Annotated in this window: 16 protein-coding genes, 1 tRNA gene and 2 rRNA genes; 7 read left to right on the top strand and 12 right to left on the bottom strand. The window is 41.0% G+C overall.

The window, feature by feature from the left end; genetic code table 11:
* Positions 1–86 precede the first annotated feature (86 nt).
* From ACULLH_RS11135 to ACULLH_RS11155, 5 genes are all read right to left on the bottom strand, one after another.
* A complete protein-coding gene (locus ACULLH_RS11135; RefSeq protein WP_454088810.1) occupies positions 87–797 on the bottom strand; it encodes a hypothetical protein in 711 nt (236 codons plus the stop codon).
* Positions 794–5,059 (bottom strand): BspA family leucine-rich repeat surface protein, encoded by a 4,266-nt coding sequence (locus tag ACULLH_RS11140; RefSeq protein ID WP_454088811.1) that lies wholly within the window; start codon positions 5,057–5,059, stop codon positions 794–796. The genes ACULLH_RS11135 and ACULLH_RS11140 overlap by 4 nt, the downstream gene beginning before the upstream one ends.
* Positions 5,060–5,202: 143 nt before the next feature.
* Positions 5,203–5,277: transfer RNA gene (locus ACULLH_RS11145), tRNA-Val, on the bottom strand.
* Positions 5,278–5,408: 131 nt separating this feature from the next.
* Entirely contained in the window at positions 5,409–6,650 is a 1,242-nt protein-coding gene (locus ACULLH_RS11150) for an OmpP1/FadL family transporter (protein WP_454088812.1), read from the bottom strand.
* Positions 6,643–7,974 (bottom strand): DUF4270 family protein, encoded by a 1,332-nt coding sequence (locus ACULLH_RS11155; protein ID WP_454088813.1) that lies wholly within the window; start codon positions 7,972–7,974, stop codon positions 6,643–6,645. The genes ACULLH_RS11150 and ACULLH_RS11155 overlap by 8 nt, the downstream gene beginning before the upstream one ends.
* Positions 7,975–8,199: 225 nt before the next feature.
* On the opposite strand from ACULLH_RS11155, the gene ACULLH_RS11160 reads away from it, so the two are divergent.
* From ACULLH_RS11160 to ACULLH_RS11175, 4 genes are all read left to right on the top strand, one after another.
* Complete coding sequence (locus tag ACULLH_RS11160; RefSeq protein WP_454088814.1) at positions 8,200–9,198, top strand: Kelch repeat-containing protein; 999 nt, start codon at positions 8,200–8,202, stop codon at positions 9,196–9,198.
* A gap of 88 nt (positions 9,199–9,286) precedes the next feature.
* Positions 9,287–9,628: a DUF4907 domain-containing protein gene (locus ACULLH_RS11165; protein ID WP_454088815.1), complete on the top strand. Its 342-nt coding sequence runs from the start codon at positions 9,287–9,289 to the stop codon at positions 9,626–9,628.
* Between the two features lie 9 nt (positions 9,629–9,637).
* A complete protein-coding gene (locus ACULLH_RS11170) occupies positions 9,638–10,705 on the top strand; it encodes a sensor histidine kinase (RefSeq protein WP_454088816.1) in 1,068 nt (355 codons plus the stop codon).
* 12 nt (positions 10,706–10,717) lie between these two features.
* On the top strand, positions 10,718–11,443 hold the full coding sequence (locus tag ACULLH_RS11175; protein ID WP_454088817.1) for a LytR/AlgR family response regulator transcription factor: 726 nt from the start codon (positions 10,718–10,720) through the stop codon (positions 11,441–11,443).
* 17 nt (positions 11,444–11,460) lie between these two features.
* On the opposite strand, the gene ACULLH_RS11180 is transcribed toward ACULLH_RS11175, so the two are convergent.
* From ACULLH_RS11180 to nhaD, 5 genes are read right to left on the bottom strand one after another with little or no spacing between them, the layout of a single operon-like run.
* Positions 11,461–12,672 carry a bifunctional folylpolyglutamate synthase/dihydrofolate synthase gene (locus tag ACULLH_RS11180; protein WP_454088818.1) on the bottom strand — a complete coding sequence of 404 codons (1,212 nt, stop codon included), beginning with the start codon at positions 12,670–12,672 and terminating at the stop codon, positions 11,461–11,463.
* A 4-nt stretch (positions 12,673–12,676) separates the two neighbouring features.
* On the bottom strand, positions 12,677–13,555 hold the full coding sequence (locus tag ACULLH_RS11185) for an energy transducer TonB (protein WP_454088819.1): 879 nt from the start codon (positions 13,553–13,555) through the stop codon (positions 12,677–12,679).
* Positions 13,555–13,941: an ExbD/TolR family protein gene (locus tag ACULLH_RS11190; RefSeq protein ID WP_190809701.1), complete on the bottom strand. Its 387-nt coding sequence runs from the start codon at positions 13,939–13,941 to the stop codon at positions 13,555–13,557. Before ACULLH_RS11190 ends, ACULLH_RS11185 begins: the two co-directional genes overlap by 1 nt.
* A gap of 9 nt (positions 13,942–13,950) precedes the next feature.
* Positions 13,951–14,643 carry a MotA/TolQ/ExbB proton channel family protein gene (locus ACULLH_RS11195; protein WP_454088820.1) on the bottom strand — a complete coding sequence of 231 codons (693 nt, stop codon included), beginning with the start codon at positions 14,641–14,643 and terminating at the stop codon, positions 13,951–13,953.
* 57 nt (positions 14,644–14,700) lie between these two features.
* The gene (gene nhaD / locus ACULLH_RS11200; RefSeq protein WP_454088821.1) at positions 14,701–16,086 is read right to left on the bottom strand and encodes a sodium:proton antiporter NhaD; all 1,386 of its coding nucleotides are present in this window, start codon (positions 16,084–16,086) and stop codon (positions 14,701–14,703) included.
* 229 nt (positions 16,087–16,315) lie between these two features.
* Here nhaD and ACULLH_RS11205 point away from each other — a divergent pair, with 229 nt between their 5' ends.
* The 3 genes from ACULLH_RS11205 to ACULLH_RS11215 all read left to right on the top strand — a co-directional run bounded on the left by ACULLH_RS11205 (position 16,316) and on the right by ACULLH_RS11215 (position 23,754).
* Entirely contained in the window at positions 16,316–17,458 is a 1,143-nt protein-coding gene (locus ACULLH_RS11205) for an acyl-CoA dehydrogenase family protein (protein WP_454088822.1), read from the top strand.
* Between the two features lie 315 nt (positions 17,459–17,773).
* Positions 17,774–22,279 carry a glutamate synthase large subunit gene (gltB, locus tag ACULLH_RS11210; RefSeq protein WP_454088835.1) on the top strand — a complete coding sequence of 1,502 codons (4,506 nt, stop codon included), beginning with the start codon at positions 17,774–17,776 and terminating at the stop codon, positions 22,277–22,279.
* Positions 22,280–22,287: 8 nt separating this feature from the next.
* On the top strand, positions 22,288–23,754 hold the full coding sequence (locus tag ACULLH_RS11215; protein WP_454088823.1) for a glutamate synthase subunit beta: 1,467 nt from the start codon (positions 22,288–22,290) through the stop codon (positions 23,752–23,754).
* 121 nt (positions 23,755–23,875) lie between these two features.
* On the opposite strand, the gene rrf is transcribed toward ACULLH_RS11215, so the two are convergent.
* A 5S ribosomal RNA gene (gene rrf, locus ACULLH_RS11220) occupies positions 23,876–23,987 on the bottom strand.
* Positions 23,988–24,126: 139 nt separating this feature from the next.
* Positions 24,127–24,250, bottom strand: a 23S ribosomal RNA gene (locus ACULLH_RS11225); the annotation flags it as partial.

The raw sequence follows: 24,250 nt of genomic DNA on the forward strand, positions 1-24,250 counted from the left end.
AGGACGAATAGATTTAAGAGGAGTTGTTTGAATTTTGCCTGTGTAAGTTATCAAGGATGACTTAAATCCTTACTGCAGCGAAAATTTTAATTCGGTGCAGTTTCTTGGGCTCTTGAAATTGAAAAATTCCCGGAAGAATCCTTTGAAACCACTTCAACGGAGTAATCTACTCCATTTTGATAAACTACAGGATTAACCGAAGTTTGGTCATAATCAGTTTCTTCAACAAGAATTACATCATTCTCCCATACGGTTACATCGTATGTCAGCGCATCTCCATCTTCATCTCTTCCGATCCAAGAAATAGCTATTTCAGAGTTTTGCGTATCAAATTCGATCGCAATCTCTGCCGCGTAGGGAGCATAATTGCCTTCAGGAATGCCTGGAGTGGCGAACGAATAAGTATCACCACTAGTTTCTCCATCACTATTCACGGATGTCAGGGACCAAGAGTAAGTCTTCCCTCTATCTAACTCCACCTTAGCTTCCAAAGCATTAAAGGAGTTACTAAAGACTTCCGTGGAGCCCTCTGTAATCCCAAGAATATAGTTTTGAGCTAATTGAGCGGCATTCCATTTAAACGATACCAAGACTTTGGTATCATCATTTGCCACTTCTTCGTAATCAGAGCAAGGTTCACCGTTCGCAGGTAATGTTCCAACCGCTTTTGCCGGTGGTGTTTTCTGTTCCTCAGGTGGTTCTTCCCCTTCATTTCCTCCGCCCCCGCCACAGGCAAGCAACATAACAAACATTACGGGAAGTGTAAACTTGAATATAGTTGATTTTAGCTCTCTCATTTTCTGACAATCTTTATGGTTTCTTTATATCCGTCGGCATTCATTTGAATCAAATATATGCCCGACTCAAAGGATGAAACATCCAAGTTTTTTTCTTTCTGACTATAATTTATTTCTTTGATCAATCGGCCATCCATACTGAAAACATTTACGCTAAGATCATTGCTATCAATAAAAAAGTTCACATTTGTGGAAGTGTGGGTAGGGAAAACTTGAATGGATTTGCCAACAAAAAAGCTATCCTCAATTTTACCTTGGCAATCATTTTCTCCTGAAATTATAATTTCTGATTGGCCTTTAAGGTCAGAAAGTGCAATCACATGCTCGCCGGAATCTTCAAAGGTGAAATCCAATGTTTTTCCATTGACCAAAACGCTATAGGTCTTGCTTCCTTCCACGGTATACGAAACAGTACCCTCCTTGGCGTTGATAACACCTCTTTTACCCGTCACAGAATCCAATTCATTGACAGTTACCCCATAGGTCTGTTCAAAAAAGATCTCAGGGATTGAAATGGTCACCTGGTAGCTTCCCGGTGATAAGTTGTCAATTTCCAAACCGGTTTCAGAAGCTATATCATCAAATTGATTGGAAAATCCATCACCGGTAATTGAAACTTCAAGTAAATAACCAGAAAAATCCATCACTATTTCTATTGACCCATCTACACTTCCAATGCAACTGGGGGTAAGCACAAATACTTTTATGGCATCAGGGGGTAAAATATCACAACCGCCAGAATCAGTCTCCAATTCAGGTCGACTTCCCAAACATTTATCTATATGGTCCAACACACCATCGGCATCATTATCCTCATTACATAATGGATGTTCGCCGGCATCCGTTATGGTCCAGCCAAAGGTGTCAATAATAAGTTGTCGGGCATCAGCAGATTCACAGAATTGGCTGTTACCGGCATCGAAGGTTACTCCGTTTTGAAGGGTAAGTAATTCAGACCATGCTTTAAGTGTTGAGTCATAATTTTTGGTTGAAATACCTGCCTCGAAGAACATTTCGGACATATCCGTTACATTACGCATATCCCAACCTGCCATATCTTGGTCATAACTTCCCGCAAGTCTAAACATGCTATGCATATTGGTTACTTGTGAAACATTCCAGTTCGAAATATCCTGATTAAAACTATGGGCGTTGTTAAACATGTCACTCATGTAAAGGACGTTGGAAACATTCCAACTACCAATATCCTGATTAAAAGAAGTTGCAAAATTGAACATCCCATTAATAAATTCCGCATTGGTCATATCCCAGTTGGAGATATCTTGATTAAAATTGTAGCATACCCTGAACATGTTATCAAACCTATCAACATTACTCACATCCCAATCATTGAACGAATCATTACCAACAAGGGAGTGACATAGCTCAAAGGTGCCTGCCAGTTGTTCAATTTTGGATAGATCCGGAGCATCTGTGGCTCTTACATCCATGTTAATACAGTTCCTAAACGCACCATTTAGATTTTCCCAAACATTATCTCCCCATTGCTCAATCGTAAGAAGCTTTTCTCGATCCAATTGATTGAGGGTAGTCTGGAAGCCAGTCGAGGGAAAATACCCTGAAATTTTCACCTGATATATACCAGGTTCGGCATACGTATGCAAAACATCCCCCCTAACTCCCATATCGGTTTGTCCATCGCCCCAATCCACAGTGTAGTTATAAATACCGAATTGTGTCGTCGAAATCAATAATTGGTTGTCTTCAGAATCTCCAAAATTATCAGTTTTCCAAGTAGTAATAAACGGCCTTTGACCATCTACACAATTCCTTCCATTGTCATTGATAACCCATCCATAGGTGTCTATGAGATTTTGGCGTGCGTTCTCCGCTTCGCAGTATTCATGATACGTAGTATCAAACCGCACATTGGATTGCAATGATGGTAAATCATTCCAGCCTATGAGCATGTTATTGTAATTTTCGTGGGACATCCCAGTGCTTTGCGAAAACATACTGGTCATATCTGTTACTTGCGAAACATCCCACCCTCCCAAATCGTAATCGAAGGATCTGTTCATAATAAACATATAGGACATACCTGTTACCTTTGAGACATCCCATTGGCTTATGTCCTGATTAAACTCATTATTGCTGGCAAACATGAAATCCATAAATTCAACTTGGCCAACATTCCAAGAAGAAATATTTTGATTAAAAGGTGTTCGATTGAACATTCCCGTCATGTCCGTAACATTTGAGACATCCCAGTCCGCTAAATTTCCATTAAAATTAGAAGCTCCGGCAAACAAGCTATGCATTTCTGTGACATTGCCAACATTCCAATTATTTAAATGTTGATTAAAGGCTTTAGCTTCACTAAACATGGACCCCATGTTTAACACGTTTGATACATTCCAACTTCCGATATCTTGATTAAAAGTCTCTGCATTACGAAAAACACTATTTGCCTGAGTAATTGTGGAAGTGTCCCAAAATCCGAAACTGCTATTTCCAACCATCGAGGTACAGTTCAAGAACATAATACTTAGCGAAAATGAATTGGATAAATCCGGAATGTCCTGGGCAACAATGTCCAAATTTTTGCACCCAGCAAAGGCACCGAACATTGAACCCCAAGAAATACTCCCCCATTGGTTGATTTCAAGCAGTTTTTCTTCATCACCCAGAAAATTATCTGGATCTTGATTACCAAAATAGATATGAGGAAAATCCCCACTTATTGAAACAGTGTATGTTCCTGGGGCAGCATAGTTATGAGTGATAGCTCCTGTAACATTGGTATCCGAGTTGCCATCTCCCCAATCCACGGTATAATTATATGTCCCAGTTGGAAAGGTCGGAATGGTAATTTGGTTATTTTCAGAAACTCCAGAATTATCAGTTTTCCAAGTAGTAATAAAGGGACAGTTTTTACCTGAATCGGAAATGACCCAGGCATATTCGTTTATAAGTTTTTTCCGAGAAACCTCTCCATTACAATAGATACTAACTCCTGCGTTAAACTGAACATTATTTTGTAGCGAGGATAAATTGCCCCAACCCAACAATGTATTGTCGTAGTTCTCCTGCGATAGCTCAGTATCCCTAAACATGTCAACCATACTTGTTACCCGTCCCACATCCCAATTGCCAAGACTCTGGTCGAAATTCGTAGCTCTAAGAAATAGGTTGGTCATATCAGTTACTGATGAGACCTCCCAATCATCCAGGGGTTGATTAAATGAAGTGGCATCTGCGAACATTGCGAACATATTGGTCACATTGCTTACATCCCAATTATTTATTGGTTGATTAAAGGAAGTAGCAGCATCAAACATTCCAAGCATGTTTGTTACTTTACCTACATTCCAACCTCCAATGTCTTGATTGAAAGCAGAGGCTTGCTGAAACATTGCAAACATATCAGTCACTTGGCTGACATCCCAACTTCCAATATCTTGGTTAAAAGATATAGCTCCTGCAAACATAATTCCCATATATCTCACTTGGCCTACATTCCAATCACCAATATCCTGATTAAAAGCTTGAGCATCTCTAAACATAGCTGTAGCATCTGTCACATTAGCGACATCCCAACCTCCAATATCTTGATTAAAGCTCCCAGTCATGTTAAACATAGAGTTCATATTCTGAACGTTTGATGTGTTCCATACCCCTATGGGCTGGTTAAAAACATCATTCATAATAAACATACCGCTCATGTCCGTAACATTGGAAGTATCCCATTGATCAATATTGGCATTGAAACTGGTTGCTGAAGCAAAAAGAAATGACATATCAGTAACAGCACTAGTGTCCCAACTATTAATTGAACTATTTATTTGCACAAAAGAACAGCTATTAAACATACTTTTCATTGAGGTGACATTAGTCAAATCTGGTGAGTCCGCAGCAACAACATTCAAATTAAGACAAGCAGCAAACGCAGCTTCCATTGAACTCCATGCGATGTTTCCCCATTGTTCTACAGTCAAAAGCTTATCATTATCTCCTACAAAGTTGAAATATATCCTAGGAAAATCACCGGTTATTGCAACCTGATAGGTGCCCGGAGTTGCATACGTATGTGTAATATCCCCTGTCACCCCACTATCTGAAGAGCCATCCCCCCAATCAACCGAATAGTTGTAGGTTTCGCCCAGATAGGTTGGAATTGTAATTTGATTGTCCGCTGAAACTCCTGGATTATCAGTTTTCCAAGTGGTGATAAATTCTGTTTGAGCCGATAAAAAGAAATGAATAAAGCCCAATAGGGCCGAGAAGTAGATTTTTTTCATAAGCGTTGATCAATTCCTAGCAACCTACAACGAATGCCCTAATTTTCAAAGAAAATCTCGACATTTTGCCAACTTTTTCCCATAAAATATGGATAGAAAATTCTTAAACAAAAAAACCTCAGCAAATGCTGAGGTTTTGTTTGTGGGCCCTACTGGATTCGAACCAGTGACCCCCTGCTTGTAAGGCAGGTGCTCTGAACCAACTGAGCTAAGAGCCCCATTCCATTTTTCTAAATGGGAGTGCAAATATAGCATCATTTTTTGTTTACCAAAAAGAAAAAAACAAAAAAGCATCCAGAAATTTTGCCCCTGGTTAAATCTAGTATACCCAACCCAATTACGCAATGCCCTAGTTCACTTTTCGCTTTCTAAACCATAGGTCTTCAAGGCTCAAATTAACAGTAATCAAATGGTAGTTCTCCTGTACCAAAACGTTCTCAATTTGCCCTTTTAAACCGTAACTATACGACACATTCAAATATGAGTTGGAAAAAGTTCCCGTTGGTAGTCCAACACCGAATGTAAAATTATAGGCTTCAATTTTCCTATCATTAATGGCCAAATATCCATTGTCATAGTTAAACCCTGCCCTTAGTCTAATTCTATCCCCATATTTGCGACCCATTGGATTCTTTACATATTCAAGTCCCAAAGCATAAATATCCTGATCGCGGTACGTCCCGATTTTTTCCGATTGATTGGTGTTGTCCCAAAAATTCTTTTTGTAATCCGCACTCAAGGTTAGGGAATTGCCAATTTTTACCCCCAATCCAAATCCCAATTCCAATGGAAGCTTAAAATCGGCAACACTATCATCTTCATCTTCCTCAACCACTATTTCCGATTCAACAAGTGTTTTGAACACGGAACGCTTGAGGGTCCCGCTTAGGGAAACAGGCAATTGCAGTGTACTTCCAATGGTTATTTTGTCCGTCAAATCATACTGAGCACCAAAACCCAATCGAAATCCACTATAGTTTGTGGTTTCCGTTAGTTCAAAATATCCGGTTCCAATTTGGAGCGATTCGGTTTCCTCTATATTTCCGAACATAAAGGACGCGCTTAAACCCAACCTTACATTTTCTGTGGGTCCATACCCTATATTGAACCGTAGATCATTCAATCCTCCCAAACCTGTTACATTACTTTCAAATATTTCACTGGACCCTTCAATATTTGATTGGATTCCCAGCAATGAATAACCAACATCGCTATAGGGAATCAAGGTAATCCCCGCTCCAAGTCTATCCTCAATTCTGAAAGCAAAGGCTAAATTGGAAAAATTAAGTGTATTTCTAGATTCGTCATCCACCCTGTTTCCATAGCTGTTAAACTCCCCGACCACTCCTATATCGTAGAAGAAAGAATTTTTCGGAATCAAGGCATAGGTCGAAGGGTTTAAATTATTGATTCCGGTATCTGTTCTCAGTCCGATACCGGAATATCCCAAACTGTTGAATTTTCCAATGCTCGTCTGATTGATAGCTCCCAATCCATACAGGGAATATGGAGAACTGGTCAACCCTTCGGATTGTGCCCAAGCCAGATTGCAGCAGGTCACGGCACACAATAAGATTAAAAACTTAGTCATTGTCCTCATCATAAATTGCGTAAATCAGTTCAAGTTCAACACTGTAATCAGCAGTACCGCTTCCATTCAAAACAAAACGGTCAATGGTGGAGTCAAAATCCTCGGGAAGCAGTATAAGCGCCTCGTCCGTTTCCAATTCTGTCAACAACAAACTTTCCAGGTAACCCGCCACCGGTACTTCGTAGTAGATATCATTAAATTCTTCATTGTCCCGATTAAGTATGCCCGTAACAGTAAAAATTTCGTCAATTATGAGTTGACTTGTAATCTCATTGTTCCTATCGGCAATATAAACCGACACTTCATCCCTTAGCATCAATTGGTCATTATAGCTTCCTCTTTCAGGCGTAATTTTTAATACCCCTCCCATAATGGTTCCCTGACCCCTTATATCAAATATGTTTTTGATGTAGGGAAATTGTAATCGAGTCGCAATACCCAATCCTGATTGGACAAAAGTCAACCCTTCGGCGGCTGTACTGCTCAAACTAATCTCGTTGTCAGTCAATGTCTGGAGTGGATCAATGGGATTTTCCGCAATGATTTGATTAAAGAAGGGGACGGGGGTTTCGGAAAGATTGGGTATAAAATCAATATGATCCTGAACTCGTTCAGTTTCTTCCGAAGTGCTGAAGTACAATCGTAAAAAACCTGCTCCCGGTTCTTTTGAAAATCCAATTATTGCCCCATTGTCATCCGTTCCCGGCACAAGGGCCATTCCCTTAAAATAGTCTTTGAATTCATCAATATTCGTTATGGACTTTTCTTGCAAGCGATTAAAAAGATCATTGCCGAACTCATCGTTCAACCTCAATTCAAGTGTATCCGCTTCAACGGGTCTAGGTCGATATGAAAACACCCCTAGGTTATCCTCAAAATAGTCCACAGTCGTCGTGTTGTAAAATGCATCCCCCTCTGAAGGTCTCAAGGTGTTGAGCAATCTTTTTACCTGAATAGTATTGGTTGTGATGGTGTCATTATAGTAATAGCCATCGTAGTTTAAATAAAGGGCTATGCTATCATACTCCGCTTCAATGTCAATGGTATATCCAGATGGAATCAAACCCATATGGCTTGCTGCAGTTACAGTCCCAAAAACAGGATCTTCATATTTCCCCACTAGCATTCGAGATGATTGACTGGTTACAACACTGTCCAGTTTCATTGTAGAGGTCTCTACGGTGAGTGTATCTATAAGAACTACCCTGATATTGCTATCGGTGAAATCCGCACCGGCCAGAAAATCAGAATCATTAAGGTTTTCGTCATCACAAGACGCTAAGCTCAACCCCAGCACTCCCAACAATTGTAATAATCTTTTCATTTTTCTCTATTTCCAGTAAAAATAGATGCTGCCACAAGGCCCAAAAATGCAGATAGACCAACCCTCTTTCTTTTAAGACAAAAGCCATGTATTTGCCTATAAACCGACTTTCCCCGTTCGTAGATAAATATTTCCGTTTCATATGTTAAAAAGTGGGCTTTATATATTCTCTAATAGGTCAGGAAAGTGGAAAATTACCTTTGATAAAAAATTAAAATGTTTGGCATGAGAAAAGCAATACATTATTCTAAACTAATACCACTTATGGTTGTTTCAATGGTGTTTTACACCAGCTGTTCCACCGATGATGATGATGATGAGGACCTTGGAAACTGGATAAATCGCTCCGTTTTCGATGGAAGCCCAAGAAGCGGAGTCGCAGGGTTTACCATTGGTGACTTGGGCTATATGGGCGTGGGGTATGATGGTGATGATTACCTAAATTCCTTTTGGGCTTATGATATGGAAGGTGATTTTTGGTCCCAGAAAGCCGATTTTCCCGGGACACCAAGAAATGCTGCCGTTGGGTTTCAAATCGATGGAAAAGGATTTATAGGAACAGGTTATGATGGCGTGGATGAACTGAACGATTTTTATGCATACGACCCCACTAGCAACTCTTGGACACAGATAGCCTCTCTGACAGATACTCAAAGACGAAGTGCTGTGGCATTTTCAGCCAATGGCTATGGCTATTTTGGAACGGGCTACGACGGAGAGAACGATCTTAAGGATTTTTGGAAATATGACCCATCTTCTGATACATGGGTTGAACTGGAGGGTTTCGGAGGGAACAAAAGAAGATCAGCCACAACTTTTACCATCGATGGGTTGGTATACCTAGGCACAGGCATTTCCAATGGAGTTTACCTGGATGATTTTTGGGTTTTTGACCCTTCCACCGAAAGTTGGACCAAAAAGACCGATTTGGATGAGGAGGATGATTACAGCATTGAAAGAAGTAGCGCTGTAGGCTTTTCCCTCAACGGATACGGCTATATCGCATGTGGTGAAATTAATGGCGCTACCACTTCCGTTTGGGAATATGACCCTGCAATGGACACGTGGGAGGCCAAAACCAATTTTGAAGGTTCTACAAGACAGGATGCCGTCGCTTTCTCCAATGCCTCTAAAGCATTTGTTGGACTGGGACGTACTGGGAGTCTCTATTTGGATGATTTGGACGAGTTCTTTCCCTTTGCCGAATACGACGAAGAAGATTAGTTTTTCATAATGATGAGTGGTTTGTTGATTTTGAACGTAATTGGGCCGGATTTTGGCATCTGGCCCAATTACAACATCCCAAGAAAGCATGACAAAATTTTTAAAAATCCCGGTAATCGCAGGGCTTGTTATTTACATGTGTTTTGTCTTGACCAAAGCAACGCTCACCGACAAAACCAACCGTGACTCTCAAATACACTCCAAAATCATTAAAGTTGAAGAAGGATACGGGTATCAAATCTTGATAGGGGAAAAATTACTGGTGCAGCAAAAATATATTCCAGCTGTAAACGGAGAAGTAGCTTTTAAAACTCCAAACGATGCCAAAAAAGTTGCTGACTTAGTAAAAGATAAGTTACTAAACCGTTCAAGTCCAGAGGTTACTGTAGAGGAGCTCACCAACTTAAATATCCTTACCTTGAAACACTAACTCGCGACAATGTATTTCAGAAAAAAACATCTTAACCAATTTCTGATCCATTTTTTCCTGTGGGCATCTTTTTGTGTGTTTTTTCTCTTCCCCTACATCTTTGAATTCAGAAGATTGCCCCAAGGCATGCCCATTCGGTTCCTTGCAATAATGCTTCTTTTCTATTTCAATTATTTCATTCTCGTCCCAAAAATATTGCTCAAAAGAACCACGCTCACCTATGTATTGGTTTGTCTCTTGCTAATCACGGTGGTAGGTCTTGCAATTAATCTGGGATATCCTCCAAATCCAGCAAGATTTACGGAGTATTCCGCAAAGTTCCCGATGCCCTCAAAGTTTCCAAAACCGCCTTTTAACAGAGTCTATAAGCTAAGGGCCAATCCATTTTTCAATCAATTGATCATTATGGCCATCCTAAGTGCTCCACTTTTCGTTAGTGCTTTATTGAGGGTTTATAATGAATGGAGAAAAAATGAGGACCTGAGAATAAAGGTTGAAAATGAAAAGGCGAATTCCGAGCTCCAATTTTTAAAAACACAGTTAAATCCCCACTTTCTTTTCAACTCCCTGAATGCCATTTATTCCTTATCGGCAAAAAACTCCAAGGACACCTCAGAGGCCATAATCAACTTATCTGAACTCATGCGATATATGCTGTATGAGGCGGACAAGGACCTGGTGCCGCTCAGAAAGGAGCTGGAATACATAAAAAATTATGTCCAATTGCAAAGATTGCGCTTGTCGGACAGTGTCAATGTCAAACTGAAAATATCTGGAGAGGACAGACATAAAGTAATCCCTCCCTTGCTTTTTATCTCGTTTATAGAAAATGCATTCAAGTATGGGACGGATTATGAAGGAAAAACTCATGTGGAAATAAACCTTTGTATTGAAAATGGGTCAATACATTTTAATGTTGAAAACAAAATAGGTACGTATAGGAAAAAAAAGAAAAGCTCAGGCGTTGGCCTAGAGAATGTAAAGAACCGATTGAACCTGCTGTATCCGGAATCCCATCAATTGGAAGTAAAAAACGATGGCAAAACATACTCGGTGACCTTAGACCTGTATTTATAAATTGAAGAAGTTATGACCTGTATAATTATTGATGACGAACCTTTGGCCATTGATGTCTTGGTTGAGTATTGCAAAAAAATGGATTTTATTGAGCTGGAAGGTACTTTTACCAACCCACTGGAGGCGATTTCCACTATAAAAGAAAAGAAATTGGACCTTATATTCTGTGACATTGATATGCCACAGATCAGCGGAATTGATTTCATCAAATCCTTGGACAACAGACCTATGTTCATTTTCACCACGGCCTATTCCCAATATGCAGTTGAAGGATTTAATTTGAATGCAGTGGACTATTTGGTGAAACCCATTCCCTACAATCGATTCATTAAGGCCGTGTCAAGGGCAAAGGAGATTTTAACCTATAAAAAGAAACCAACCGATAAGAATGTGTTTCCCTCATATGGCGAAACCAACGAATCACAGAATTACATCTTTGTAAAGGCCGAATACGAAAGTGTCAAGATAAATCTAGATGAAATAGAGTACATTCAAGGCCTAAAGGATTATTTAAAGGTTCATATTGCCGGTTCCAACAAGGCTATACTTACCTTGATGAGCTTTAAAGAGATTTTGGACCGACTACCATCGAATCAGTTCTTACGTGTACACAAATCTTTTGTGGTGAATGTAACCTGTATCAAAACCGTACAACGCAACCGGATAGTGATCAACGATATTAGAATTCCTATAGGAGAGAGCTATAAAGCAACCTTTTTTGATATGTTGGGACTATAATCTAATAAGTTATATGCTTAAAGCACTTCGCCGACAACAAACGTGCTCCCGCCCACGTACACAACATCTCTCTCATTCGCCTCACCCAAAGCAGCTTCATATCCGTTTTTCACATTCTTAAAAACTTCGCCGTTCAAGCCGAATTTAGAAGCCATCTCCCATAAATCCCCAGCTTCCATGCCCCTTGGAATATCCGGTTTTACAAAGTAATATTCCGCTTGCTCCGGAAAGAGACCGAGAACATCCTCCAAATTTTTATCATTTACAAAACCAAGTACAAAGTGAACTTTCTGCGCTTTTAAGTCTTCAAGCTGTTTTAATACAATTTGCAAACCTTCTTTGTTATGCGCAGTATCACAAACTACCTTTGGGGTTTCACCTAAAACTTGCCATCTACCTAGTATCCCCGTGTTTTTTACGCTATGTTGAAGCCCTTTTTTTATGTGCTCTTCCGTTATGTCGAAGTTTTCCAGTTCGGCAACTGCGGCAACCACTCCTTTTATATTTTTCTGTTGATAGGCTCCCAGCAAATCCGTCTCAAAGTCACTAAGGGCAAGTTGATCTGCAAAAACAATTTTGCTTCCCTTTTGGGCTGCAATGATATTAAAAATACCTTCCGTTTCTGACTGGGTCTCGCTAATTACCACCGGAACATTTCTTTTAATGATCCCAGCCTTTTCCAAAGCGATTTTCTCCAAGGTATCCCCTAATATTTGGATGTGGTCCAATCCGATATTCGTTATCAGCGAAACTTCAGGGGTTATGATGTTGGTAGAGTCCAATCTCCCCCCCAGACCAACTTCGATAATGGCAATATCCACTTTCTCATCGGCGAAATAGGAAAAAGCCATTCCTACCGTCATTTCGAAAAAAGAAAGGGTGTGCTGCTCCAAAAAAGGTTTATACCCTTCAATAAAGGCAGTAACGAACTCTTCGGACACTGGAGTCCCATTGATGCGTATTCGCTCCCTAAAATCCTTAAGATGTGGAGATGTGTATAATCCAACCTTAAAGCCAGCTTCTTGGAGTATTGAAGCCAACATATGACTGCTTGAACCTTTTCCATTGGTACCAGCAACATGTATACTTTTGAATTTTTTATGCGGATTATCCAATACTTCCGAAAACAGAAGAATATTGTCCAGCTTGTTTTTAAGCGCCTCAGCCCCCTTTTGTTGGTACATTGGAAGCTGTTGAAACATCCAATTCAAAGTTTCCTGATAAGTCATAGGATTATTGGCCTAGCTTGAAATTGACAACAACAAAACCAATCTGTTGTGATGGTGCCTTGGAATCTAAATTCCATTTGTGAAGGAATGCCGTTTTTCGTGCCGGTTCCAGCAGGCAAGGAGCAGTATTGGTACTCCCCTTTACCCCAGGGGTTGCCTGTATCACCCTTCCGTTTCTATCAACAACAATTCGTACCACAACACGTCCGTCCTCGTTGCATTCTTGCTGCACTTTACCTTTACTGACCAAAGAGCGTCCATTGAGTCCATATCCACCTGTTCCGCTACCACTGCCTGGACTTCCATAATAACTGGTTGCATAAGGATCTCCATCGGGATTCCCTTTGTCTCCAGCCCTATTATCGTCTCCCTCACTGCCAGTGGTCTTTCCGTCTGATTTTCCAATTCCACCAATCAACGCATCAAGGCTCTTTTTCTTCGCTTCCTGTTCTTGCCTTTTACGCTCCTCAGCTTCTCTTTTCTCCCTCGCAATCCGTTCCGCTTCGGCTTTGGCTTTTTTGGCTGCTTCGTCGGCTTTGCGTTTCGCTTCTTTTTGCTGATTGATTTTTATGGTTTCCTCGTTATCAGTGGTCAAAACCTTTTCTACGGGTTCCTCCGGAGCGGTTTGCTTGGGTACTACTTGCTCTTGGACAGGTTCAACCGGTTTTGGCTCAACCTTTCTTGGTTCTGAACGCACTTTCTCTTTGGGTTGGACCTTACCACTCCCAAAATCCATGGTACCAAAGTTAATGGCTATGCCATTCTCTATAGGTGGATCCATGTAAGTCAATCCAATATAAAAAAGCAATAGCAATATCACGCTCAATAGTAGTGTTGTAAGCGTGAAAGATTTTTTCTTGTGTCTCGTATCTAAAAATGACATTATTTTGGCCGCACAGCCAAGATAACCTTGTAACTGTTCCTATTGGCAATGTCCATCACGTTGACCGCTTCTTTTATGGCCACATTTTCTTCCGCCCTAAGGATAATTGTAGGCTTTTCTTGTCCTTCAAGTGCCTTTTTTAATTCAATTTCAATGTATTCTTTACTAATCTGTTCATTGTTCACAAAATACTTCAGGTCCTTATTAATGGTCACTGAAACGTTTTGCGTATTGGTCGATTTCCCCTTTGCCTTTGGCAATAATAAATCCAACGCATTCGGAGCATTTGAGGTTAACATAAAGAACACCAATAATAAAAACACAATATCTGTCATTGACGACATGCTAAACTCTGGACTTACCTTATTTCTTCCTTTCAATTTCATATCGAAAATCTAGATAGGCTCATTCAATAAATCGAGGAATTCCACAGCATTGGCCTCCATCTTGTGAACCACTTTGTCGGTACGGTTTACCAAATGGTTATAGCCAATGTATGCTATAATTCCCACTACCAATCCAGCTACCGTAGTGGTCATTGCAGTATATATTCCTGAAGCAAGTGATCCCATTTCGGCCTGTCCCCCGCTGCTGGCCATTTCATGGAAAGCCAAAATCATACCAATTACGGTTCCCAAAAACCCAATCATTGGTGCTGCTCCAGCAACTGTCGCCAAAACGCTCACGTTTTTTTCCAGTTTATAAACCTCTAGGGTACCTGCATTCTCAATAGCAGTATTGATGTCGTCCAAAGGTTTTCCTATTCTGGACACGCCTTTTTCTGTTAAGCGAGCCACCGGAGAATCGGTTTGTGCACAAAGAATTTTGGCAGCATCCAATTTACCGTTCATAACGTGATCACGAATCTGGTTCATGAAGTTTTTGTCAATTTTCGATGCTGCTTTTATGGCAAAAATTCGTTCAAAATAGATGTAGAGTGCAACAAACAGGAGTACAAAAAGTACCATGATAATCACAACACTCCCAGTACCTCCATTGACAATTAAATCAATAACAGAAAGGGTTTTCTCTTCCGAAATGGCTGCTCCCAATTCGGCCCCTTCTTCTAAATCTTGAAAAATAATCATATAAAATCCCCAATTTAAGTTGCAATAATAACGGAGATTTTTGAGCTAAAGTATTTTTTAGAAGAAATATCGCATTATGATAAAGCAAATGGCACCTGCAATAAAACCTACCATGGCCAACCATGCTATTTTTTTAAGATACCAGAAAAAGTCGATTTTTTCCATTCCCATAGCTACAACACCAGCAGCTGAACCAATAATCAACATACTGCCCCCTGTACCTGCAGAATAGGCGATAAAGTGCCACAGTTGATCATCAATAGGTTCAGAGAACATTCCTAAACTTGCTGCCACCAACGGAACATTATCGATGATTGCAGATCCAAAACCAAGCGCGATTACAACCAGGTCGGAAATTTGTGTCCCTGCAATCTCGGTTCCAAGCAACGGTGTGCCCTGCTTCAATCCTTCGGCAAAATTGAACAGAAGCCCTAGAGATTCCAATGCAGCCACGGCCATCAAAATCCCCAAGAAAAACAGGATACTAGGAAGCTCAATTTTTGTTAAGGCGCTATGAACTGGACTATGGTGTGATTCCGCATCACTCTCAGGGTCCACAGACGAAATCGCTATTTTAGAACTACTGTATATTTCGGCAAATGTTGCCACAACCGCTAGGGATAACATCATTCCGACATAAGGAGGTAGATGGGTAATGGTCTTAAAAACAGGTACAAACACAATTGCACTAAGACCTAAGTAGAGCATCTTTGGCCCAAATTTGGACTTAGGGCCGTTGTCTTTCTCGGTTTCTATCTCACCTCTAAACGCCGGAAGAAAAGAAGCAATAAACGTGGGGATAAGCATACAAAAAAGTGACGGGATAAGCAGATACCCAATAAGTTTGGCAGTAGTTACCTTATTGCCAATCCAAAGCATCGTAGTGGTAACATCACCAATCGGAGACCAAGCTCCACCTGCGTTGGCAGCAATAATAATAAGACCGGCATACCATATCCTTACATTTCGGTCTTTTACAATTTTTTGCAAGATTGAAATCAGAACAATTGTCGCTGTAAGGTTATCTATGATCGCAGAGAGAATAAAGGCCAAAAAGGCAAAAATCCATAGAATCTTCTTTTTGCTTTTGGTCTTTACAAAAGTCTTGATGGTCGCAAACCCATCAAAATAATCTATAATCTCAACAATGGTCATTGCACCCAACAGGAAGACCAAAATCTCGGAGGTCTTTCCTAAATGATGGAGCAATGTTTCCTCCAACATATGCATTTTATCTTCGTGTCCCAACTGACCAAACCCCTCCATCAAAGCATGTTTCCCAGAGTCAAACCACGTAGTAAAACCGTCTATCCCAAAAGCCATCAATGCCCATAGTATAGCCATCATAGCTAAAGCGGGGATAAGCTTATCAATTTTTAGATTATGTTCTAAGGTAATCGCGAGATATCCAATTACAAAGATGGCAATGAGTAGAGTTTCCATGTTAGTTGGTTATTTAGTTGAAAAATATTTTGTTCAGTAGCAGTCTGTGCTAAAGATATTCAAAATGAGTTTTCAAACATAATCTTCTGTTTCAAAAAAGTAAAAAACATTTTCCGGGATATTACCAGCTAAAATCCGTTAAATCATTCTCATTTTTTCCTCAGATTCTTTAATAATATCGTATCGGAAAGCTATATTTGTACTCCATTTTTATCTATTTCTCAGTTTTATGGATTTTACACTTACCGAAGAGCAATTATTGATTCAAGAATCAGCAAAAGATTTTGCCCAAAATGAACTCCTACCCGGTGTCATTGAGCGCGATGATGCGCAAAAATTCCCAGTGGATCTACGGAAAAAAATGGGAGAACTGGGTTTCATGGGCATGATGGTGAATGAAAAATATGGAGGTAGTGGATTAGGCACCCTTGCTTATGTATTGGCTATGGAAGAATTATCAAAAATCGATGCCTCGGCCTCGGTTATGGTATCCGTAAACAATTCTTTGGTTTGCTGGGGATTGGAAACCTATGGAACTGAGGAGCAAAAAGAAAAGTATTTGACCCCTTTGGCATCTGGTCAGATTATCGGTGCTTTTTGTTTGTCTGAGCCAGAAGCTGGTAGTGATGCCACTTCCCAAAAAACTACGGCCATCGACAAAGGAGACCATTATATTTTAAACGGGACCAAAAACTGGATTACGAACGGAGCTATAGCGGAAGTGTATTTGGTAATTGCCCAAACCGATGTGGAAAAAGGACATAGGGGCATCAATGCCCTTATCGTGGAAAAAGGAATGAAAGGTTTCGAAATTGGCCCTAAAGAGAACAAATTGGGCATAAGGGGAAGTGACACCCACTCTTTGTTGTTCAACGATGTCATGGTTCCCAAGGAAAACCGCATTGGCGAGGATGGATTCGGTTTTAAATTCGCAATGAAAACCTTGGCTGGAGGAAGAATTGGTATTGCCGCACAAGCTTTGGGCATCGCTGCAGGGGCCTACGAACTTTCCAAGAAATACGCTAAGGAACGTAAAGCTTTCGGAACAGAAATCGCAAATCATCAGGCAATCGCCTTCAAACTTGCGGATATGCATACGAAAATCCAAGCAGCCCGTCATTTGGTTTACCAGGCAGCATGTGACAAAGATGCTGGAAACGACTACACTCTTTCTGGAGCAATGGCAAAACTGTATGCCTCTGAGGTCGCCATGGAGACCGCTGTGGAGGCCGTGCAAATACACGGTGGAAATGGTTTTGTAAAAGACTATCATGTGGAACGAATGATGCGTGATGCCAAAATCACTCAGATCTACGAAGGAACCTCAGAAATTCAAAGAATCGTTATTTCCAGAAGCATTTTAAAAGATTAGGTTCATTCTAATTAAAATCACCCCTAAAATACATAGGGGTATTCGCGAACAAAACGTTGCTTTTTTCCAAACACCCCCTAAATTTTAAATTTTATTGGGGATATTCTATCAATATTATCCAACACCCCCTATATAGCATTCTAAATTTACTTTGGGCTATCTCATTTTGAGATAATGACAATTATGCATCGTTCAAATTTGGAATTTGCATATTTTTTAACCTTTCAGCCAAAACGTTGATGAATTAATTGCAATAGATTGAAAACCTTATAATTAATACATCAGAAATGATATTTTTGAGGAAATATCACAATGATGAAGTTAGAGAAACAAGGTTTATATCTACCCGAATTTGAACATGACAACTGTGGTGCAGGCTTTATTTGTAGCCTTAAAGGAATTAAGTCCAATGATATTATACATAAGGCCCTTGAAATTCTGGATAAACTGGAACATCGAGGAGCTGTCAGTGCCGATGGTAAAACTGGGGACGGAGCTGGTATTTTAATTGATATCCCCCATGATTTCTTTGCCGATGTATGTGAATTCAAGTTACCCAAAGCGGGAGAATATGCGGTAAGTAATGTGTTCTTACCCCAAAAAGAAAATCAAAGGGATTTCTGCATCTCAAAACTTGAGGAAAATATCAAAAACCAAGGTTTGGAACTTCTGGGATGGCGTGATGTTCCCGTAAATCGTTCCGTACCTGGTAGAATAGCAGCGGAAACTGAGCCTTTTGTAAAGCAGATTTTTGTTGGAAAAGCCGATAAGCTGGACGACTTCCAGTTTAATTTGAAGCTTTTTATTGCCAGAAAGATTACGGAGCACCAAATCATAGAAAGTAAGCTTTCCCAAAGTCAATTTTTCTATTTGCCCAGCCTTTCGACCAAAATAATAATCTTTAAGGGCCTTTTGGTCCCACAAGATATTAGCAAATACTACGAAGACCTTCTAGATCCACGCGTGGTAACCCGTCTATCCTTGGTCCACCAACGATTTTCCACCAATACTTTCCCTACATGGGATTTGGCACAACCCTTTAGGTATATGTGCCACAATGGTGAAATCAATACGCTCAGGGGAAATGTTTCCCGAATGAGGTCTAGGGAAGAATTGTTACAAAGTGACTGGTTCGGTGAGGAAATCAAAGAAATTCTGCCAATTGTGCTGCCTGGTAAATCAGACTCGGCAAGTATGGACATGGTAGTCGAACTTTTGTTGATGACAGGGCGTTCCCTTCCAGAAGTAATGATGATGTTGGTACCGGAAGCATGGGAAAAAAATACTGAAATGTCCGAATCAAAGAGGGCCTTTTATGAGTACAATTCGTGCGTAATGGAACCATGGGATGGACCGGCTTCAATTCCGTTTACTGATGGAAACTACATTGGTGCCGTTTTGGACAGGAACGGATTGAGACCTTCTCGTTACTCTGTGACCAAAAAAGGCTACGTAATCATGTCCTCAGAAACAGGTGTTGTAGACTTAGAGCCCGAGGACATTGAATTCCACGGTCGATTGGAGCCTGGAAAAATGTTCCTGGTAAACATGGAAGAGGGAAGAATTGTAAATGACGAGGAAATTAAGGAATCCATTGCAAAAAAACATCCGTACAAAAAATGGTTGAAGAACAATTTGGTTCACCTTCGGGATATTCCATACAACGATTGTCCAGTTTTTTATGGAGAATTCCCCATTGAAACCAGAAGGGCCGCCTTCGGATACACCCTGGAAGATATCAACACCATTATTCTTCCCATGGCCAAAAACGGTAAGGAACCTATTGGCTCCATGGGTTCAGACACCCCTATTGCCGTATTGTCCGAAAGGCCACAGTTGATCTATAATTACTTCAAACAACTGTTTGCACAGGTAACCAACCCTCCGCTGGATGGTATTAGAGAGGAATTGATAACGGATATCAGTCTCACACTCGGAAGTGATCAAAATATTTTTGAGACCAACGAACTGCACTGCAGAAAGCTTAAAATCCAAAATCCAGTAATTTCCAAAGAGGATTTGGACAAGATAAAAAATCACGATGCAAGTCCAGATTACAAGGTAGTCTCCATTTCAATCCTATATGAAATTGGCAAAGGCCACAATGGGCTTGAAGAAGCGTTGGATTCCATATTACAACAAGCTTCCGATGCCATAGACGAGGGTGCAAACATAATTATCCTTTCAGATAGAATGATAAGCACCGAAATGGCTGCCATCCCGGCATTATTGGCATGTTCCTTTGTGAACAGCGGGCTCAGAAAAATGGGTAAGCGTTCAAAATTGAGCATTATTGTGGAATCTGCAGAGCCAAGGGAAGTACACCATTTTGCTCTTTTGTTCGGCTTCGGTGCCAGTGCCATCAACCCTTATCTCGTGAATGAGATTATTGGAGAGCAGATTGAGGAAAACGATATTACAGAATACACCTTTGATGAAGCCATCAAAAACTATAACAAAGCCATAGGTAAGGGCATTTTGAAGGTGATGAACAAAATTGGAATCTCGACATTGAATTCTTACAGAGGTTCCCAATTATTCGAATGTATTGGTATAAATACCAAAGTTGTGGATAAATATTTCCCAAATACACCAACACGTATTCAGGGAATCGGCTTGTATGAGATCGAAAAGGAGATAGCCAAACGCCACAAAAAAGCATTTAAAACCCAGGAATTAGCGGCCAATCTTGATATAGAGATTGGTGGAGAGTACCGTTGGCGAAGGGATGGAGAAAAACATATGTTTAATCCATTGACCATTGCCAAACTTCAAAAATCGGTACGCAATAACGAGCCGGAGACCTATAAAGAGTACTCCGAATTGGTTAATGAGCAATCCAAAAATCTAATGACAATTAGGGGATTGTTCGAGTTTTCGAACTATGACCCTATTCCAATTGAGGAAGTGGAGCCTTGGACTGAAATCGTAAAGCGATTCAAAACAGGGGCCATGTCCTATGGAAGCATCAGTAAGGAAGCCCATGAAAATCTAGCGATTGCCATGAACCGAATCGGAGGAAAGAGCAATTCGGGAGAAGGCGGAGAGGATTCGGCTCGTTTCTATAAAAATCAAACTGGCGACTGGAAAAACAGTGCGATCAAGCAAGTAGCATCCGGTCGATTCGGAGTTACATCCAACTATTTGACCAATGCCCAGGAAATTCAAATTAAAATGGCCCAAGGGGCTAAACCGGGAGAAGGTGGACAGTTGCCAGGCCCAAAAGTGAATCCTGCAATTGCCAAAACAAGAAATTCTACCCCATATGTTGGGTTGATTTCCCCACCCCCGCATCACGACATTTACTCTATTGAGGATTTGTCCCAGTTGATCTATGACCTTAAATCAGCTAACCGGGATGCAAGAGTCAACGTAAAATTGGTGTCAGAAGTTGGTGTTGGAACGGTAGCCGCTGGTGTTTCAAAAGCCAAGGCTGATGTTATCCTGATTTCAGGATTTGACGGTGGTACCGGAGCATCTCCCTTGACATCCTTAAAACATGCCGGACTTCCATGGGAGTTGGGAATCGCAGAAGCACAACAAACCTTGGTGCTGAACGATCTGAGAAATAGAGTGGTTTTAGAATGCGACGGACAGCTTAAAACAGGTCGGGACGTTGCCGTAGCCTGTCTTCTTGGTGCAGAAGAATTTGGTTTCGCTACAGCTCCATTGGTAGCTTCTGGTTGCATTATGATGCGGGTATGTCACTTGAACACTTGTCCGGTCGGAATTGCAACACAGAATCCTGAACTTCGTAAAAAATTCAAAGGAAAGCCCGAACATGTTGTAAACTACATGTACTTCGTCGCACAAGAGTTAAGGGAGATAATGGCCAAGTTAGGTTTTAGAACTGTTAACGAAATGGTCGGTCAAGTACAAAAATTGGATAGAAAAAAGGCTATAGAACACTACAAGGCAGCAGGCATCGATTTGAGCCCAATACTTTATCAGGTCGATGTTCCCGAAGGAACCAAGTACCATCATTGTGAAAATCAAGTTCATGGCATAGAAAATTCGATCGAGTTTGATATCATAGCCAAAGCTCACCCGGCGTTGTTCCGAAAGGAGAAGACCTCATTGGATTTCCCGATATACAACACTGATAGAGCGGTAGGAGCAATCATCAGCAATGAAATCTCAAAAATCTATGGTGCCGACGGTCTTCCAGATAATACGCTAAAGTTAAACTTTACCGGATCCGCAGGTCAGAGTTTAGGTGCCTTTGCCACTAAAGGATTAACTATGGTGGTTAATGGAAATACCAACGACTACTTGGGTAAGGGTCTTTCAGGAGCTAAGCTTGTTATCAAAGTACCGGATAAATCCACCATAAAACCTGAGGAAAATATCATTACTGGAAATGTTACCCTGTACGGAGCAACTTCAGGAGAAGCGTACATTAACGGTAAAGCGGGAGAACGTTTCTGCGTGAGGAATTCCGGTGCAAAAGCTGTAGTTGAAGGTATTGGAGACCACGGTTGCGAATATATGACAGGAGGTGTTGCCGTTATATTGGGTTCTGTAGGTAGAAACTTCGGAGCCGGTATGAGTGGGGGAATTGCTTATGTTTTCGACAAGGACAAGACCTTCGAGAAGCGTTGCAATGGAGAAACATTGAATTTATTAGCGGTTGAAGAGGACAACGATATTGCTCAACTTAAAGAACTGATCGAGAATCATTACAACGCTACATTAAGTCCTTTGGCCCAGGAAATTCTAGAGAACTGGGAAGCGTATTTGCCGCACTTTATCAAAGTTTTCCCTGAGGAATATCGCCAAGCTTTGATTCGATTGGAAAAAGAAAAATTACAAACCTTATAATTTGAGCCATGGGAAAGACGACTGGATTTATGGAATTCGACAGGAAGGATGAAGCCTATGCACCTGTTAAAGAGCGAATCAAAAACTATAAGGAATTTACGCTTCCCTTAAAGGAAGGTGAGTTGAAAAATCAAGGAGCTCGTTGTATGGACTGTGGCATTCCATTTTGCCATAGCGGTTGCCCTTTGGGAAACTTGATTCCCGATTTTAATGATGCCGTTTATCAAGGTAAATGGGAAAAAGCAACCAAGATATTGCACTCTACCAATAATTTTCCTGAGTTTACAGGAAGGTTATGTCCCGCACCTTGCGAAGAAGCATGTGTCCTTGGCATCAATGAAGATCCTGTTTCCATAGAAAATATTGAAAAAAATATTGTCGAGACCGCTTTTAAGAATGGTTGGATACAGCCAGTGCCTCCCTCAAAAAGAACTGAGAAAAAGATTGTAGTTGTTGGTTCTGGTCCAGCAGGTTTGGCTGCTGCGCAGCAACTCAATAGAGCTGGGCACACAGTGACGGTTTTGGAACGTGATGAGAAAATTGGCGGATTATTACGATATGGCATTCCAGATTTCAAAATGGAAAAACATATCATTGATAGACGCTTGGAAATCATGGAACGCGAAGGAATTATCTTCAAAACCAACGTTCATGTTGGTGTAGATGTTAAAGCGAATGACCTTAAAGAGGAATATGACGCTATCGTACTCTGTGGAGGTGCAACGGTAAGAAGACAACTTCCTATTCCGGGAGCTGAATTGAAGGGAGTGGTTCAGGCTATGGACTTTCTTCCACAAAACAATCGAAAAGTTGATGGCTTGCCCTATGAAGGTGAAGAGCTTACAGCAAAAGGCAAAAAGGTCATTGTAATCGGTGGAGGTGATACCGGTTCAGATTGCATTGGAACTTCTATCAGGCATGGTGCAGTTTCCGTGACGAATTTTGAAATAATGCCAAAATCGACCCCTGATCGACCTAAAGATCAACCTTGGCCATTTTGGCCCATGCGTTTGCGAACCAGCACATCACATAAAGAAGGTGCCGAACGGGTCTTTAGCATATCCACCAAAAAATTTGTCGGTGACGACAAGGGCAATCTAAAAGGTTTGGTCACCGCTGAAATAGTTTGGGAAAAAGTTCCGGGGCAGCGGCCAATACTAAAGGAAGTTGAAGGAACTGAAAAGGAATGGGAATGTGATTTGGCTTTGTTGGCTTTAGGATTCACGGGTTCCGAAACAACAATAGCTGATCAGTTAGGACTGGAAATGGATCCGCGAACCAATATCAATGCCTCAATTCGAGACTATCAAACCAATGTCCCTGGAGTTTTTGTAGCTGGAGATCAAAGGAGGGGACAGTCGTTGATCGTTTGGGCTATTTCTGAAGGAAGGCAAGCCGCACATCATGTGGATGCCTTTTTAATGGGAAAATCAGATTTACCATTGAAAGGAGAAGGAGATTTACCAAGAATATAAATATTTAAATAACCAACCTACCTATAAAAGCTCCCAAGAGAAATTTTCTTTTGGGAGTTTTTTATTTTAAAACATTAGGCATAAAAAAACCCTCCGAAGCCGTAAGACTAAGGAGGGTCAAGGAAGGCGGCGACCTACTCTCCCACCTGGTGTGGCAGTACCATCGGCGCAAACGGGCTTAACTTCCCTGTTCGGAATGGAAAGGGGTGGGCCCCGTCGCCATGGCCACCTAGATTTTATCCCGGACTCGGTCCAGGACCCCCAAAATAAGGAGGAATGCTTTAAGTATGACATATGTTGGGACGGTGCCGGGCACCGGTCAAATAAGAAGCAAGAAGTGTGTTTTGATATATAAAGAACTGCCGAGGGGCAATGCGCAAGCATACGGGCAATTAGTACCGCTCGGCTACGGACATCGCTGCCCTTGCACCTACGGCCTATCAACGTGGTCATCTCCCACGGCCCTTTAAAGAAATCCCATCTTGTGGCGGGTTTC

The organism is Flagellimonas sp. 2504JD4-2 (assembly GCF_053642935.1).